We start from the raw sequence: 17,364 nt of genomic DNA, 5'->3' as shown, positions 1-17,364 counted from the left end.
TGCCGTGCGGATGGCCATGTCGCCGCCATTTGCGCGGATAGCCGAGTGACACCTCGCGGAACGGAACGCCGTCGTGCCACGTGAGCCGGGGGATGTGCGGGTGTGGGCTCACGAGCGCAACCATCGCCGGATCGCCGTGGTCACCTCACGCACCTGCGGCTGTGCCAGCACCGAGGCGTGGTCGCCCGCTACGTCGACGACCGTGATCGCCGGAATGAGCGCACGCCATCCCAGGTGGTCGTCGCCGGTGGGCAGCTCGGCGAGCGGTCCGTTGTGCTGTGCGGTCGCCCGCAGCAGGAGCGCGTCGACCGGGCACGGTTCCGGGCGGTAGGCGTCGAGCTCGTCGCCGTGGTGGGTGCCCACGGCGACGGTGCGCCGCAGCAGGTCGCCGCCGCCCGCCTCGATCGCGCGCACCAACGACGGCATCCCCGCCGCGGTGGCTGCCTCGGCGGCGACCCGATCCCGGACGTCGCTCGGCAGCGCCAGGAACTCGGCGTAGCTCTCGGCCGAGTGCACCCCAGCCTGGCGCAGCCAGTTCCAGACGATGGTGGCGGCCAATTCCTCCGCACCGGAACGGGGCAGCGGCTGCCCGGTCGGGGCGGGTGAATCGATCATCACCAGATGGACCTGCTCGCCGGACTCCCGCAGGAGTCGGGCCACCTCGAAGGCGACGACACCGCCGAAGGACCAACCGCCCACCCGGTAGGGGCCGTGCGGCACCTCACGTCGCAGCGTGGCGAGGTAGCGCTCAGCAAGCTCTGGGATGGACTCCCGCGGCGGATCGTCGACCGCGAGCCGCTGGTCGTCGCAGGCCAGCACCCGTATGCCGAGGCCCTGCGCGAGCCCGGCGTAGCACAGCACCCCGCCACCCTGCGGATGGATCAGCAGGAGGGGCGGGCCCGAGTGCGCGGCGAGCTCCACGATGTCGATCGAGCCCGGCTCGGCGATCAACGGCGCGAGCGTGCGCGGTGTCGGTGCGTGGGCGATCGTGTTGGCGGGCAACGACCGGCCGGTGGCCTCCTCCACCCGCCGCAGCAACCGCAGCGCCAGCAGCGAGTGACCGCCCGCGTCGAAGAAGTTGGTGTGCGGGCCGCACGCCGCGCCCAGCACCTCACTCCACAGGCCCACCAGCCGATGCACCATCGGGTCCTGGTCGACAACCGGCTCCTCCTGGCGGCTCACCTGCTCCGATGCGGCGTGGCCACGTAGGTCGACCCACAACTGGGCCCGCTCGATCAGATCCCCACGCGACACAGCGAGGCAGCTCAGCCCGTCGATGCGCAGGGCGCGATCGAGGGCGTCGATCGCCTCCGCCGGTGTCAGGGCGAAGGCGTCGAGGCCCGGACCCCGGTCGCTGCCGGCATCGGTGGACGTGGTGCCCCAACCGTCCCACGCCAGCGACAACCAGCGCGTCCGCGATCGGCGGCTCTGCTCCGCGGCCACCCCGTCGAGCACCGCGTTGGCGGCGGCGTAGGCACCCAGGCCAAAGCCGCCGAGCACCGCCGCGTTCGACGAGAACAGGGCGACGAAGTCGAGCCGGCGATCGGCGAGCACGGTGGCAAGCATGGCCGCACCATCGACCTTGGGGCGCAGCTGCTCGCGAAGGTTGGACCGGTCGAGGTGCAGCGCCTGACGAGGCACCGACCGTCCACTCACGACACCAGCGAGGTGGATGACGCCGTCCAACCGGCCGAACCGGTCGTCGGCCTGCGCGATCGCCTTCCTGACATCGGCCTCCTCGGCCACGTCGCCCGCCACCACGCACACCCTCGGATTGTCCGACCACGACGGGTGCCTGGGCAATCCACTGCGGGTCAGCACCACCACCTTGGCGCCGACCCGATCGGCCAGGTGGTCGACGAGCAGCCCGCCGACGTGACCGGATCCGCCGCTGATCATATAGACCTTGTCCCGCTCGAACGAACCCGTCGCTGACGTGTGCTCCAGCTCAGTCAGGACATGGGTCAGCCGACGGCTGTGCCGGTAGGCGACCAGGCGGTCCGCCTTCGTCGCCGAGAGCTCGGCGGCTACGGCGCGCGACCAATCCAAGTCGAGGAAATCGACGACCGTCCAATCACACCAGTCGAGCTCCTGGCCGAGGCTGAGGCAGAGGCCGATCAGGCTGCGCCGGTCAGCACGCAGCCGTTCTGTGCCGTCAACATCGTGCAGGCCGGAGCCCACCACCAGGAGGCGGATCGATTCGGCGGCCAACCGATCCAACTCCTTGGCGCAGGACAGGAGAGCCATATCGATGTCGGGCGTGCCGCCGTCGGCGTCCAGCACCACCACATCCGGCTGCCAGGCCGGGTCGACCGTGTCCGACATCCTGATGTCGTGGTGGGGCAGGGTTTCGCGGAGGTCGGCGACCCGCTCGGGGTCGTCGCCGATGATGAGGATTCGACGGGTACCGGCCGAGTCGATCATCGGCACCACCGAGCTCTGCCACGACGGCGTATAGAACCACCGCTCCGGCGGCCGGGCACCCGTCGCCGCCACCGGCGTCCGCTGCCCTTCGATCGAGTGGGTGCGCCTTTCGAACGGGTAGGTCGGCAGCGGTACCCGACCACGCTCGGCCCTGCGGCTCTCCGGCATCCGCACCTCGACCCCGAGCTCCCACAGCCTGCCGAGGGCGCGGGCAAGGGAGACATCGCCGGCCGCATCGCCGGGACAAACGGTGACGATGTGTTTCCGGCTGCCAGCCCGCCGGCCGGCCAGCGAGCTGAGGTCGCGCCCCGGACCCACCTCGATCAGGATCGGCGCTGGCGTCATGGTCAGCAACGTGTCGATGCCTGCGGCGAACTCGACCGGCTCACGCAGCTGCCGCACCCAGTACTCTCGATCGGCGAGCAGCTCCGGGGCGGCCCAGGTGCCGGTCAGCCCGGAGACGAAACGCAGCACGGCCCGCGACGGTCGCAGCTCGGCGAGGCGGGCGCGGAAGCCGGGCAGGCCGCGGTCGAGCAGCGCAGAGTGCGCGGCGGCGGCGATGGCCACGTCGCGCACCTCGACCCCGCGCGCGATCAGGGCCTGACGATAGGCGGCGATGTCCTCGGTGTGTCCGGAGACGACGGTGAACTCGGACGCGTTGACCGCGGCGACAGACAGGCCTGTCGGCAGCTCGGCACGGACCTCGGCGGCGGGCAGGGCGACGCTGAGCATCCCACCGCCTGCCGCCTCGAGCACCGCCGAGCGCGCCTCGACGGCGGCGGCCGCGTCGGCGAGATCGAAGGCGCCCGCCATCACCGCCGCCGCGTACTCGCCGAGGCTATGGCCGATGACCACGGTGGGCCTGATCCCGTGTTCGCGCAGTGCGGCGGTCAGCGCGTACTCGAAGGAGAAGATGGCCTGCAGGGTGATGCCGAATCGCGGCTTCTGCGGGGTGTCCGACAGCAGCAGCCGGCGCACAGGGGCCTGCGCCGATGGGGCGAAGCAAGTCACACATCGATCGAGGTGTGCCCGGAAGACGGGATCGGCACGGTACAGCTCGGCGGCCATACCGGCACGCATCGTGCCGCCGCCCGGGTACATGAAGACGAGATTCGCCGCGGTGCCAACAGGTTCGGTCGGCGAGGCGGGTTCGGTGAGCAGATCGATAAGTTCGGCGCGGTCGCTCGCCACCACCGCCTGCCGGATGTTCATCCACTGCCGACCCTCTGCCAGGGTGAAGGCCACGTCGGTGGTCGCAGTGTCGGGGTGCGCGAGCAGATGATCGGCGAGTGCCGAGCGGAGCCCGGTCACGGCCTCGGCGGTGCGGCCGGAGAGCATGACGATCTCGGGCCCAGCGGTGTGGTGCGTCGGAGTGCGGCGAGGCGGCTCCTCGACGATCACGTGAGCGTTGGTGCCGCCAATGCCGAAGCTGCTGACGCCCGCCATCCGCCGCTCCGACCCGGTCCACGGCTCCAGGCGGTCGCAGACGGTGAACGGTGAGTCGTCGAGGTGCAGCTCGGGATTGGACTGTGTGAAGTGGACGGTGGGGGTGAACAGTCCGTCGCGCACCGTCAGGCAGGCCTTGATCAGGCCGGTGATGCCCGAAGCGATGTCGAGGTGCCCGACGTTCGACTTCACCGCGCCGAGCCCGATGCCGTCGCCCGTCTTGGCGAAGACCTGGCTCAGGGCGGCCACCTCGACGGCGTCGCCGAGCGCGGTGCCGGTGCCGTGCGTCTCGATGTAACCGATGTCGCCCGGGTCGATCTCGGCGGTGCGCAGCGCCTCGCGGATAGCGGCGGCCTGGCCGGCGGCGCTCGGCGCGTGATAGCTCATCTTGCCGCTGCCGTCGTTGTTTAGGCCGTAGCCGGTGAGCACGGCGTGGATGGTGTCCCGATCGGCGATCGCGTCGTCGAGCCGTTTCAACACCACGACCGCGACGCCGTTGGCGGGCACCGTGCCCGCCGACCCGAGGTCGAACGGCCGGCAATGGCCGTCCGGGGACAGGATGCCACCCTTGGTGTAGAGGTAGCCCCGCGCCTGCGGCGTCTTGATCGCCGCACCACCCGCGACGGCGAGATCGCAGTCGCCCGCGAGCAGGTTCTGCGCGGCCATGATGGTGCTTACCAGCGAGGTCGAGCAGGCGGTTTGTACGGTGACGGCCGGACCGTGCAGGTTGAGCTTGTAGGAGACCCGGGTGGCGAGGAAGTCGTTGTCGTTCCACAGCGTCGCACGCCACGCCTCGGCCGAGTCAGGGTCGAGTGGCACCCCAAGCCGCCACAGGTGGGTGTTGGTGCCGGCACCGGCGAAAACACCGACCCGCAGCCCGCTGTTCGCGCAGTAGCCCGCATTCTCCAGCGCCGACCTAGCGATCTGGAGGAACCGGCGCTGCTGCGGATCCATCCACCGCGCCTCGCTGGGCGCGATGCCGAACAGCGCCGCGTCGAACTCCTCCGCACCGCGCAGGATGCCCCGCGCCCGGACATAATCGGGCGAGCGCAGCCGCTCCCGGTCTACCTCCGCCCGCAGCAGCTCCTCCTCCTCGAAGAAGGTCAGGCACTCCTCGCCGGCGCGGACCCGGCGCCACAGCTCCTCCACGGAATCGGCGCAGGGAAACTCACCCGCCATGCCCACCACCGCGAGTTCGGTGCCTCGCGGGGCGTTCACGACGGCCGCCCAGCACTCATCCGGCGACGCAGCCGGTCACGTCCGGCATCCGATGGCGGCGCCGCGTCGGAGGGCTTGGCCGTCGCTTCGTCGCCGCTGATGGCGAGGAACTGGCTGCGTACGGTTGGGTATTGGAACAGGTCGGCCACGGTGCCCTGCCACGGGAACGTCGCCTGCAGGCGGTGGTGCAGCCGCGCCAACAGCATCGAGTGTCCGCCGATCTCGAAGAAGTTCTCGTGCACCCCCACCGACGGCACGCCGAGCAGCTCGCACCAGATCCCCGAGATGACCTGCTCGAGGCCGTGGGTCGGGGTCGCCGCCTGGGCATGCTCCGGCGCGGCCGGACGCAGTGCGGCCAACGCCCGGCGGTCCACCTTGCCGTTGGGCGTGCGGGGCACCTTGTCGATCATCACGAACCTGGTCGGCACGTAGTGTGTCGGCAGCTCGCGCACGGCCAACGCCTTCACCTCGGCCGCCAGCGAATTGCCGGCGCCGTGCACCCGGGGCACCAGGTAGCCGACCAGCTCCACGTCGTCGCCCTGGGCGGACACCGCAGCGACCGCCATCGCCACGTCGGCGTGCCGGCCGAGGGCGTTCTCCACCTCGCCGAGCTCGATGCGCACGCCGCGCACCTTTACCTGGTCGTCGGTGCGGCCAAGGATCTCTAGCCTGCCGTGCTCGTTCCACCGGCCGCGATCACCGGTGAGATACATCCGTCCACCCGGGGCGGTCGCGGCGGGGTCGGGCACGAAGCGTTCGGCGGTCAGCTCGGCGCGGTCGTGGTAGCCGCGGGCCACGCCGTCACCTGCGATCGCGACGTTGCCGACCACACCGATCGGCGTCGGCCCGCCGAAGGCGTCGAGCACCCGGATCACCGTGTTGGCGATTGGGCCCCCGACATTGATCGGACCCGGCTCGACCGGACCGCACGTCGACCAGATGGTGGTCTCCGTTGGTCCGTAGACGTTCCAGGCGGGCACGCCGAGCTCCGCCAGGCGCAGCGTGAGGCTCGCCGGCAGCGGCTCGCCACCGACCCAGGCCGACAGGACGGGCTGACCCTCCCAATCGGACTCCACCAACATTCGCCACGAGGTCGGCGTCGCCTGCAGCACGGTCGGTCGGTCGGCGGCGATCCGCGCGGCCAGCCGCTGCGGATCAATGACCTCATCGGCGTCGGCCAGGCACAGCTCGGCGCCCACGGTCAGCGGCAGGAAGAACTCCAACCCCGCGATGTCGAACGAGACCGTGGTGACCGACAGCATCCGATCCTCGGCAGTGAAGCCCGGGTATCGCTGGAACGACCGAATCAGGTTGGTCAGATTGCGGTGGGTGTTCATGGAGCCTTTGGGTGTGCCGGTGGATCCGCTGGTGTAGATGACGTAGGCGAGGTTGTGGGGGTGGAGGGGTGGGTGTGGTGTTGTGGTGGGTTGGTGGTGGTGTGTGGTGCTGTCGAGGGTGATGGTGGTGGCGGTGGTGTGAAGTTGGTGGAGGTGTTGTTGGTGGGTGAGCAGGATGGTGGCGTTGCTGTCGGTGAGCATGTAGTGGAGGCGGTCGGGTGGGTAGGAGGGGTCGAGGGGTACGTAGGCGGCGCCGGTTTTGAGTATGGCGAGGAGGGCGATGATGAGGTCGGGTGAGCGTTCGAGGCAGATGGCTATGCGGGTTTCTGGTTTGGCGCCGTGTTGGGTGAGGGTGTGGGCGAGTTGGTTGGCTTGGTGTTCGAGTTGTTCGTAGGTCAGGGTGGTGTGGTGGTGGCGTAGGGCGGTGTGGTGTGGGGTGCGTTGGGCTTGTCTGGAGATGAGTTGGTGGATGTAGGCGGGGCCGTCGAATTCGGTGAAGGTGTCATTCCAGCCGGTCGAAGGGTCATCGCTCTCGACCGTCGCGAGTGGACGGTCCGCGGCCTGCAGCAACGCCGCGACCAGTGAGGTGAAGGAGCCGGCGAGTCGGCCGATCGCCTCGGCGGTGAACAGGTCGGTGGCGTACTCGAAGGTGCAGGACAGGCCGGTCTCGGTCTCTTCGACGAAGAGCGTCAAGTCGACCTTTGACCCTCCGTTGTGGACGACACTGTCGCGCAGCGTCAGTGCGCCCGTCCGACGCACCGGCCTCGCCTGCTGGTAGACGAACATCACCTGGAATAGTGGATTGCGGTCGGGGTCGCGCGGCGGGTCGGCCAACTCCACAATGCGGGCCAGCGGGACGGCCTGATGGCGGAACGCGTCCACGGCGGTGGCGCGGGCGTCGGCGACGCATTCCCGGAAGGTCATCTCGGGGCTGAGCCGGGCGCGCAGGGGCAGCGTGTTGAGAAAACACCCGACCACCCCGGCGAGTTCGGGTCGATCACGGCCGGAGACCGGCGCGCCGACCAGGAAGTCCAGTTGGCCGCTGAATCGCGCCAGCAGCACCTGGAAGGCGGCCAGAGTGGTCATGAACATGGAGGCCCGGTTCTCCGCGGCGAAGTCGCGCAGCAGCGCGGTGACCTCGGCCGGCAGCGACACGGTGTGGGTGGCGCCGCGGTAGGACGGCATGGGCGGTCGCACCCCCTTCGTCGGTAGCTCGATTGAGGTCGCCGCACCGGCGAGCGCCGTGCGCCAGAAGGCCGCCGCATCGTCCGATGTGGACTGCTCGGCCTGCCACGCGGCGTAGTCGCGGTAGTGAAGCGCGGCCCGGTCATCGGCGTAATCCTGCTCGGCCGGCTCGTCCAGTTCGGTCAGCTCGTCCAGCAGGATGGTGATGGCCGCCTCGTCGCAGGCGATGTGCGGCATCGTGAGCACCAGCACGGCCCGCTCATCGGAGTGTCGCAGCAGGACAGCGCGCAGCATCGGTCCCGCCGCGAGGTCGCACGGCAGGCGCGCCTGCCGTGCCTGCTCGGCCGCCGCGGCCTCGGCCCGCTCATACTCACCCAACCCGCGCAGATCGCGGACCACCAGGTCGACCTCGGCCGCAGGGAGGATGCGCTGGGCCGGCATGCCGTCGACCGACTCGTAGCGGGTGCGCAGGATGGCGTGCCGCCGCACCAGACCGGTCAAGGCGCGGCCGAGCCAAACCGGCTCCACCGGGCCGTCGATGGTGACGGCATGGCACACGTTGTAGGACGGGTTGTCCGGGTCGAGCTGCTGAAGGAACCAGAGCGCGGTTTGTTCTGCCGACAGAGGGCCCGGCACCTCGACGATGAGGTCGCGCCGGAGGATCCGGTGCTCGACGGACGGCGCGGCGTCGATGCGGGTCGCCAGCCCGGCCACCGTCGGGCGGGCGAAGAAGTGACCGACGGTGAGCTCGATCTTGAAGGCTTCCCGGCAGCGGTGCACCATCCGCGCCGCGAGCAGGGACTGACCGCCGAGGGCGAAGAAGTCGTCGTGCACACCGACCTCGGTGACGCCGAGCACCTCGCGCCAGATCTCGACGACGGCGATCTCGGTGGCGCTGGACGGCGCGACGAGCGGCGTGGTCAGCGTGCGGTCGAACCTCGGCGGTGGCAGGGCCCGCCGGTCGAGCTTGTCGTTGGGAGTCTGCGGCAACCGGTCGAGCACCACCACGAAGCTCGGCACCATGTAGTCGGGCAGGACGCGGGCGAGCCGGGCCCGGATCTCGGCGGTCACGATGGGCACGGTCGGCTGCGCGGCGACCACGTAGGCCACCAGACGCGCCTCCTCGGTGCCCGCGGCGAGCGCGATGACCGCGGCGTCCCGGACCGTGTCGAGGCGCAGCAGTGCAGCCTCGATCTCGGTGGTTTCCACCCGGAACCCGCGCACCTTGACCTGATGATCCCTCCTGCCCAGATACTCCAGGACGCCATCGCCGCGCCACCGGGCGATGTCACCGGTGCGGTAGAGCACACTGCCCGGCTCGCCCTCGCCATCGGGGATGAAGCGCTCGGCGGTGAGGTCCGGCCGGTCTAGATAACCCCGGCTCACCTGCACCCCTCCGATGTGGAGTTCGCCGGCGACGCCGATGGGCGTCGGCCCCAGTGACTCGTCGAGCACGCGCAAATAGCTGTTGTGCAGCTGGGTACCGATCGGCACGGTCTCCCCGTCGGCGGCAGTGCAGTGCCAGGCGGTGACATCGACGGCGGCCTCGGTCGGGCCGTAGAGGTTGTGCAGCTCGACGTGCGGCAACTCTGTCAACACCCGATCGCGCAGGTGTGTGCTCAATGCCTCGCCGCTGCACATCACCCGGCGCAGGCTCGTCGAGGAGCCGGGGGCGCGGCTGTCGAGGAAGGGTCCCAGCGATGACGGGACAAAGTGGACGGTCGTCACGTGATGCTCATCCACCAGCCATGAGAGGTAGGCGGGGTCCTGGTCGCCGCGCGGACGGGCCAGGGTGAGGCTCGCACCCACGGTCAGCGGCCAGAAGAACTCCCAGACCGACACGTCGAAGCTCGACGGCGTGCGCTGCAACACCACGTCGTCCGGCTCCATCCGGTAGGTCCGCTGCAGCGTGTTCAGGAAGTTCACAATGTTGCGATGGGTGTTCATGGAGCCTTTGGGTGTGCCGGTGGATCCGCTGGTGTAGATGACGTAGGCGAGGTTGTGGGGGTGGAGGGGTGGGTGTGTTGTTGTGGTGGGTTGGTGGTGGTGTGTGGTGGTGTCGAGGGTGATGGTGGTGGCGCTGGTGTGAAGTTGGTGGAGGTGTTGTTGGTGGGTGAGCAGGATGGTGGCATTGCTGTCGGTGAGCATGTAGTGGAGGCGGTCGGGTGGGTAGGAGGGGTCGAGGGGTACGTAGGCGGCGCCGGTTTTGAGTATGGCGAGGAGGGCGATGATGAGGTCGGGTGAGCGTTCGAGGCAGATGGCTATGCGGGTTTCTGGTTTGGCGCCGTGTTGGGTGAGGGTGTGGGCGAGTTGGTTGGCTTGGTGTTCGAGTTGTTCGTAGGTCAGGGTGGTGTGGTGGTGGCGTAGGGCGGTGTGGTGTGGGGTGCGTTGGGCTTGTCTGGAGATGAGTTGGTGGATGTAGGCGGGGCCGTCGAATTCGGTGAAGGTGTCATTCCACGCGGGCAACAAAACCTCAGTCACTAAACCGACTCCCCACTACTCGGAAATATCGAGAACTGCTGCACGGTATCAATCCGCGACCTCCGGAGCAGGCCGCGAATGACGGACCGATGGCGCCGTAACAGCGAAGCGAGGGAAGGTCGGCGAAGATGCTCCGCGAGCGCGTCACGGCTTGCGGTGACACGGAATTCAAGGCCCGTCATTGCGCGGACACCGTTCGATCATCGCGCTGTCCAATGCGGCTTTCTCCGCATTGTCAAGGCCCGCCTGCGGTCGTAGCGTGTGGCCGATGTCGACGTCGTCGGATTTCTCAAGTCTGGTCGGATTGACGGTCCGCCAGGATCGCGTTTGGTCAGCCGTTCACGCCACGGCCGGTAGGGTGCCACCGCAGGTGCGAGCGCTCCGGATCGACGGCAGGATCGAACCGCAGGCGTTGGCCGACGCCATCACCTTGGGCGCTGCCGATCCGGTGGAGTTCCGCACCACCCTGGTCGCGACAGTGACGGGTGACCCGCTCCTGCTTGTCGGGCCCCCATCGCCGCCCGCGCTCGCCCCGGTGACGCGGGGTGACGACATCGGGGCGATGATCAGGCAGGAGATCGATCGGCCGTTCGGGCCGACCGAGCCGATTCTGAGCCGGCTGCGGCTTTTCCAGACCGGGCCGCGGTCCGCGCTGGTCCTGATCGTCCTGCACCCGATGATCGCCGATGACACCGTGGCCGATGGGCTCGCCGCCCGGATCGCCGACGCGATCATCGGCCGACCCATTGAGCCGTCGACCCCATCCATACCGTCCACGTCGGAGGCTCGCGAGGAGGTCGGCGAGGTCCAGGTGTCGACGGTGCTGCCGCTCGGCTCGGCGCGGGCGGGCTCCGCCCTGCTGACGCTTCCGGCTGATGCGCGCGCCGGGTTGGCCAAACGGGCGCACGGGTACGGGGTGTCCACTGTGGATCTTGCCGGCGCCGTGCTCACCACCGTCGTCGCGCGTTGGCTGCGGCGCGGCTCGGTCATCCTGGCCAGGCCCGACGCCGGGTGGATCGGCATGTCCGTGATCGACCACGTACCTGGGGCGACCGTGGACTCGGCCGTGCGGGAGGCGGCCCGAGCGGTAACCACCATGAAAGACGCACTTCCCCACGCCGACGCCGTTCTGGTCGGCCATCGGGAGTGGGTGCGGCGGACGTCACCGACGCTCACCGTCACCACCGAGCTTGTGCCCCACACGCGACAACAAGCCGCGGTCGAGCTTGTACTTGCCGAGGGCGACGAGCTGCACGCCATGCTGTCGGCACGCGACGATCTGATGCCGGAGCATCGGGTGCGGCGCATGGCGGATTCCCTCGGCCGTTGCCTCACCGCCGTGGCAGACGGCGAGGTCGACACGATCGACGAGCTGCCGGTCGCGTCGACCGACGACGCGCACCGGACCCTGGCGTTCGCGGGCGGCGCCACCACGCCCGAGGCGCCGGATCTGCTGCTGAACCAGCTGTTCGAGCGTCAGGCGGCGCGAACTCCGGACGCGCCGGCGGTCTTCGCCGAGCGCGAACTGTCCTATCGCGAGCTCGACGCGGAGGCTGAGCGGCTGGCCGATTGCCTGGTGGCCGAGGGTGTGCGGCCCGGCGCACTGGTGGCGCTGAGCATGCGCCGCTCGTCGCGGCTGCTGGCCGCCTCGCTGGCCGTGCTCAAGGCGGGCGCGGCCTACATGCCGCTGGTGACCGAACTGCCCTCGGAGCGGCTCGCCCTGATCGTCTCCGACGCTGATCCCCAGTTGATCATCACCGAGGAGGGGCAGGACCGCACCTTCCCAGAGCGACTGACCGATCGCCTGCGCGACTTCGACGCGCTGCTCGCCGGATCGGCGCCTGCCCGGCCGATGGTCGAGGCGCACCCTGAGGATCTTGCCTACATGGTCTACACCAGCGGTTCGACGGGGCGACCCAAGGGTGTGATGGTGCGTCACCGCAGCCTGGTCTCACGGATCGTCACCGACTCCTACGAGCCGACCCGTGCGGGTGAGCGCTATCTGCTCACCACCGCTCCGTCATTCATGGACTCGAACTGGGAAATCTTCACGCCGCTGTCCTCGGGTGGTGCCATTGTCATACCGACCGACGACGAGATGCGCGACGCGTGGCGCCTGGTCGAGTTGGCGGTGACCCATCGGGTGGAGCGGCTGTTGATCGTTCCGTCGCTGTTGGCCGCGATCATCGACCTGCCCGAGGCCGTGGTGGCGTCGCTGCGCGGCGTGCGCTTGTGCCTGTGCAGCGGCGAACCGCTGCCCCAGACGGTGCTCGACCGCGTGGGTCGACTGCTGCCCGATACCCGCGTGATCAACCTCTATGGGCTCTCCGAGACCTGGGACGTCTGCTGGGCCGATGTCTCCAGGATCGGCATGGCGAAGGTGATCGGCAGGCCGATGCCGCACGCCGAGCTCTATGTGCTTGATGACGATCTCGGCCAACCCCCGCTTGGAGCGCTCGGTGAGCTTTACGTCGGCGGCAACGGACTGGCCCGGGGTTACCTGCGCCGGCCGACGCAGACGGTGGAGCGCTTTGTGCCCAACCCCTACGGCCCACCCGGCTCGCGGCTATATCGCACCGGTGACCTGGTGCGTTGGCTCGACGATGGCAACCTCGAGTTCGTCGGCCGCCTCGATCGTCAGGTGAAGATTCGAGGCTTCCGGCTGGAGCTCGACGAGGTGGAAGCGGCGCTGAGGTCGATTCTGGGGTGTGAGGCGGTGGTGATCTTCGAACAGTCGCGGTTAGTGGCCTACCTGGCCGCGCCGCCGCAGCGGCGCATCGATGGCCGGGAACGGCGGCAGCTGCTCGGTCCGCACCTGCCCGACTACATGATCCCCTCGGTGGTGGTGTGGTTGGACGAATTCCCGCTCACCGCCAACGGCAAGATCAATCGCTTGGCGCTGCCGAGCCCTGCGACGCGACTCGCGCCAGCCTATCGTCCGGCCCGATCCGATCTGGAGCGTTACCTGCTGCGTGTGGTGCAGCGGCAGCTCCGGCTCGACGACCTCGGCATCGATGACGAACTCGACAGTGCGCTGCTCGGCGTCAGAGGTGCGGTGCGGCTGCAGGCGGACATCACATCGGCGACGGGAGCCGAGGTTCCCGTCGCCGATCTGCTCGCCAACCCCACGATCGCGAGGATCGCCGCGAGACTCGAAGGTTAGGGGCAAACGGCAGGCGGCCTACCAGCGCAGATCGAACCGCAGCGCCGCCAGGGCTTCCTCATCCGACAGCCTATGCAGCGCTTGCAGCACCACCTGTACTGCGTCAAAACGCGGCCACGATGGCTCTGACCCGAAAATAGAGATCAGCGGGCAGGCGGCAGCGAACCCCGGCCGTCGCGCCTGGTCAGGGTCTCTCGGGACGGTATGGGGAATGTCAGGCAGTCTCTGGTCCGACCGTCACCTTCCCGTCCCGCACGACGATCGTCTGGCCGGTGAGCGCTTGCAGGTGGCGGGCCAGGTTACGGACTTTGCGGTCCTTGTTGATACGGGAGTCGTAGTGCTCTGGGCCAAGGTCGCAGAAGTGCGCCTCGGGGTCGGCCAGCAGGTGCCAGATCACGGTGAGGACGGCGTTGCCCGAGGCGACGATCGCTTTCTGCGGAGCCATCCGGCGGGCCAGCCGGCGATGCCGGGTGCCCAGGAAGGTGTTGGTGCGCGAGAAGCCGAAGACGACGCGTCCCAGGATGCCGCCGAGCCAGGGGTTGCCCTTCCCGCGGCCCTTGGCCTTCTTCTTCCCCGCTGACTCGTGTGTCTTGGGGCAGAACTTGGCCCAGGAGGCCAGGTGGGCCGGGGTGGGGAAGCGTCCTCAAGCTCATCCGCGTCTACGCCGCCGGCTCCGCCTCCTCGCCGGCCGCCGCCGACGAGCGCCCTGCCGCCGTCCCCAGATGGGGCGACCGGGTGCAAGCCCGCGTTGACGTGACCGCGCAGTCTGCCAGCGGCGACGAGCGCGCGGACGCCGAGCGGGAGGACGGTGACGAGTGACCGGCCGCGCCGGCCTGGACGCCCGACTGCAAGCCCTGATCGCCGAGGTCGCCGAACTCGGTTCCACCTTCGTCGCCCCCAGGCCGTACATCCACGATCCCGTGATCATGCGGCTGGAAGGTCGGCCCTGCGAGGTAGAGACTGTCATCGACCTGCTCACCGTGCGCGGCATCCGCCTGCGCCACCGCAGCGAATTCCGCAAGACCCAGGGCGAACGCGAGCAGATGCACGTCACCGTCTTCCTCACCGATCCTGGCATGGACCGCGGCGACGCGCGCCACCCGGCCGCGTCCTGTGGCAGCCCGGTGACGACACGCTTTCGTGGGAAGCCACGCTCCTTCGCTGGGACGACCCAGGCCAGCGCATCGGGCGCGTCAAGCGGTCCTGGCGTGACACCCCGCCGGAGGAGCGCGCCTGGGCGACCAGGAACTGCCGCCAGGTCGGCCCAGTCCGGCGGGGCGCAGGACGGATGCCAGCGGCATGCAGGATCTCCCACACCGTGGAAGCGGCGATCGCATACCCCAGGCGGGCCAACTCACCCTGGATTCTTCGATGGCCCCCGGTCGGGTTCTCCTGCGCCACCCGCACGATCAACGTTCTGAACGAAACGCCGGTGGACGGTCGTCCTGGTCAGCGCCGGTCGGTGTAAGAGATGCCGCGGGTAGGGGCGCCGTCGCGAGCGCCGCGATACCGCCGCCCGGACCAGCGGAATCTCTTAGTGATCGAGCGATGATCGGTCGTGGCGACGGACCCGCGAGGGCGGTTTGCCGTCGGGGGGCTGAGTAGTGCCCCACGCGCTCGGCCGAGAATTGACAGTTTGTTACTCGCTACTACTGGGTTCTCTGGTACGTCTGGCCGAAACGGTCGAAACCTGACAGGGCGCGCATGCCCCACGCCTCCGAATTTGCGTTAGAGCGCACTCCAACTCCTAGGTTCGGAAGCATGCGATACATCAAACTCGGAACGACCGGACTGGAAGTCTCCGCCATCACCCTCGGCTGCATGAGCTTCGGCGAGCCGGACCGGGGCGGCGAGCCCTGGTCGCTGGGCGCGGACGCCAGCCGGGACATCATCAAGCAGGCCCTCGAGGGCGGCGTCAACTTCCTCGACACGGCCAATGGGTACAGCGCCGGAAGCAGCGAGGAGATCGTCGGCCAGGCGGTCAAGGACTTCACCCGGCGCGAGGAGGTCGTTCTCTCCACCAAGGTCTGGATGCGGATGCGCCCCGGCCCGAACGGCGCCGGGCTGTCCCGCAAGGCGATCTTCGCCGAGCTCGACGCCTCCCTGAAGCGACTGGGGACCGACTACATCGACCTGTACCAGATCCACCGCTGGGACTACGACACCCCGATCGATGAAACCCTCGAGGCGCTGCACGACGCGGTCAAGTCCGGGAAGGTCCGCTACATCGGAGCCTCTTCCATGCACGCCTGGCAGTTCGCCAAGGCCCTGTACCTGGCTGACCTGAACGGCTGGACCCGGTTCGTGTCGATGCAGGACCACTACAACCTCATCCACCGAGAAGCAGAGCGGGAGATGCTCCCGCTCTGCGCCGACCAGGGCATCGGCGTGATCCCGTGGAGCCCGCTGGCGCGGGGCAGGCTGACGCGGGCCCGGGACACCGCCACGGCGCGTGCCGAGACCGACGAGGGCGGCAAGATCCTCTACCGCGACGAGGACCAGGCAGTGGCCGAGCGCGTCCACGAGATCGCGGGCAAGCGGGGTCTGTCCCCGGCCCAGGTCGCCCTGGCCTGGGTCATGCGCAACCCGGCGGTGACCTCGCCCATCGTCGGGGTCACCAAGCCGGCCCAGCTGGCCGACGCGGTCGCCGCGGTGGACGTCGAACTCGACGAAGACGAGGCCGCCTACTTGGAGGAGCCCTACCAGCCGCACAAGGCCGCCTACCTGGAGGAGTCCTTCTACAAGCAGCACCCTGTGGCGGGCTCCCGGTAGTCCGGGCTACCGCCGGGCCATCGACGAGTCCTTGGCCTCGGCCTTCACAGCCCTGTGGTAGGCCCGGCGGTGCTTGCGGGCGGTCGCGCGCAACTGCATGATCTGCGCGCTGCCCGCCAGCGCGGTGAGCAGGATGCCCGCCACCGCGGCCAGCAGCAGGGCCACGCGCAGCGGAACGTGCCCGTGGGCACCGAAGTAGCTGACGTCCACCGACTGCTCCTGAGTTTGGTCAATTGGTAAGAGATTTCGCGGGTAGGGGCGTCAGGCTGATGTGACGCGGGCACCGGGATCCGTTTTGACGTGGGACTCCTACATCTCTACATCTGAAAACGGAGCACCGGTGCCCGCCGTCGAAGCATGGGCGATCAAGCCCTTGTGGGTCCAGTTCGAGGCCCTCCTGCCACCGCATCTCGAGACACATCCGTGGGGCTGTCACAACCCACGGATCCCGGACCGGATCGTGTTCGACAAGCTCGTCGCGAAACTCGTCTTCGGCGGCTCGTACGAGAAGCACGCCGATCAATCGTGCTCGGCAACCACGATGAGAACCCGACGCAACGAGTGGATCGCGGCCGGTGTCTTCGCAGGGCTGGAGCAGATCGTGTTGGAGACCTACGACCGTGTCGTGGGCCTGGACCTGGCCGACATCACCGTCGACGGGCAGATCACCAAAGCGCCCTGCGGTGGCGAGGTCGCCGGGAAATCACCGATTGACCGGGGAAAACTCGGGATCAAGTGGTCGCGGATGACCGACGGACGCGGGATCCCGCTGGGCTGTGTCGTGACCGGCGCGAACCGGCACGACTCCCCGTTCCTGCGCCCGACGCTAGAGAAGCCCGGGCGTTTCGAGCTCGCGTTGCCTGAGCAGATCACGGTACACCTTGACGCGGGCTACGACTCCACGGTCACCCGCAAACCGCTGACCGATCTCGGCTGCGAGTGGCGGATCCAGCCCAAGGGCGTCGTGATCCCGATCAACCACACTCGCCGCTGGGTCGTCGAGCGCACCAAGTCCTGGTACAGCCGCGGCTTCAACTTCACCCTGTCCTGCACGGAACGTCGAGCGGTCGTCATCAACGCACTGCTCGCGTTGATGACCGCGATCATCGTGATCCGACGCCTCATCCGCGAAGCCTGGACCAGCCAACGCTGGGACACACGGCCAGCCCGTCGACCATGACGCCTTGCCCCTCGTGTTTCGCAGTTGTGGTTGATCATGTTTCGGCGGCGGCCCAGGCTGCGAGGACGGCCTGGGTTTCTTCGGGTGTGGCCTGGTAGGGGGCTTGGGGCCGAAAACGTTCGGCGATGATGACGCGGCGGAGCTTGATCACCATGTCT

Annotated in this window: 8 protein-coding genes and 1 pseudogene; 3 read left to right on the top strand and 6 right to left on the bottom strand. The window is 68.8% G+C overall.

What is annotated here, in order from left to right; all coding sequences use genetic code 11:
- Positions 1 to 108 precede the first annotated feature (108 nt).
- Positions 109 to 5,088, bottom strand: a complete 4,980-nt coding sequence (locus ITP53_RS15155) for a type I polyketide synthase (protein WP_195896021.1) — start codon at positions 5,086 to 5,088, stop codon at positions 109 to 111.
- Positions 5,085 to 10,091 (bottom strand): non-ribosomal peptide synthetase, encoded by a 5,007-nt coding sequence (locus ITP53_RS15150; protein WP_195896020.1) that lies wholly within the window; start codon positions 10,089 to 10,091, stop codon positions 5,085 to 5,087. The genes ITP53_RS15155 and ITP53_RS15150 overlap by 4 nt, the downstream gene beginning before the upstream one ends.
- A 268-nt stretch (positions 10,092 to 10,359) precedes the next feature.
- On the opposite strand from ITP53_RS15150, the gene ITP53_RS15145 reads away from it, so the two are divergent.
- Entirely contained in the window at positions 10,360 to 13,254 is a 2,895-nt protein-coding gene (locus tag ITP53_RS15145; RefSeq protein WP_195896019.1) for a non-ribosomal peptide synthetase, read from the top strand.
- Positions 13,255 to 13,468: 214 nt separating this feature from the next.
- Here ITP53_RS15145 and ITP53_RS57430 read toward each other — a convergent pair whose 3' ends face one another.
- The 3 genes and pseudogenes from ITP53_RS57430 to ITP53_RS15135 all read right to left on the bottom strand — a co-directional run bounded on the left by ITP53_RS57430 (position 13,469) and on the right by ITP53_RS15135 (position 14,354).
- Positions 13,469 to 13,699: a hypothetical protein gene (locus ITP53_RS57430; protein WP_236050835.1), complete on the bottom strand. Its 231-nt coding sequence runs from the start codon at positions 13,697 to 13,699 to the stop codon at positions 13,469 to 13,471.
- A 75-nt stretch (positions 13,700 to 13,774) separates the two neighbouring features.
- Positions 13,775 to 13,882 (bottom strand): annotated as a pseudogene (locus tag ITP53_RS61080) (hypothetical protein); the annotation flags it as partial.
- Between the two features lie 31 nt (positions 13,883 to 13,913).
- Positions 13,914 to 14,354, bottom strand: coding sequence for a hypothetical protein (locus tag ITP53_RS15135; protein WP_195896018.1), 441 nt, complete (start codon positions 14,352 to 14,354; stop codon positions 13,914 to 13,916).
- A gap of 661 nt (positions 14,355 to 15,015) precedes the next feature.
- Here ITP53_RS15135 and ITP53_RS15125 point away from each other — a divergent pair.
- Positions 15,016 to 16,026, top strand: a complete 1,011-nt coding sequence (locus ITP53_RS15125; protein ID WP_195896016.1) for an aldo/keto reductase — start codon at positions 15,016 to 15,018, stop codon at positions 16,024 to 16,026.
- Between the two features lie 6 nt (positions 16,027 to 16,032).
- Here the strand turns inward: ITP53_RS15125 and ITP53_RS15120 are convergent, their stop codons facing one another.
- Entirely contained in the window at positions 16,033 to 16,236 is a 204-nt protein-coding gene (locus ITP53_RS15120; RefSeq protein WP_195896015.1) for a lipopolysaccharide assembly protein LapA domain-containing protein, read from the bottom strand.
- A gap of 130 nt (positions 16,237 to 16,366) precedes the next feature.
- Between ITP53_RS15120 and ITP53_RS15115 the strand changes: the two genes are divergently transcribed.
- Positions 16,367 to 17,206 (top strand): IS5 family transposase, encoded by an 840-nt coding sequence (locus ITP53_RS15115; protein WP_195896048.1) that lies wholly within the window; start codon positions 16,367 to 16,369, stop codon positions 17,204 to 17,206.
- Positions 17,207 to 17,364: the final 158 nt, after the last annotated feature.

Source organism: Nonomuraea cypriaca, assembly GCF_015645445.1.
GTDB classification, from domain to species: domain Bacteria; phylum Actinomycetota; class Actinomycetes; order Streptosporangiales; family Streptosporangiaceae; genus Nonomuraea; species Nonomuraea cypriaca.
Note: the sequence above shows the minus strand (reverse complement) of the source record. Positions and strands in the feature narration are given on the sequence as shown.

Coding starts and splice junctions, on each gene's coding strand:
- ITP53_RS15125 (WP_195896016.1), top strand. CDS start 15,016: ATGCGATACATCAAACTCGGAACGACCGGACTGGAAGTCTCCGCCATC.
- ITP53_RS57430 (WP_236050835.1), bottom strand. CDS start 13,699: ATGGCTCCGCAGAAAGCGATCGTCGCCTCGGGCAACGCCGTCCTCACC.
- ITP53_RS15145 (WP_195896019.1), top strand. CDS start 10,360: ATGTCGACGTCGTCGGATTTCTCAAGTCTGGTCGGATTGACGGTCCGC.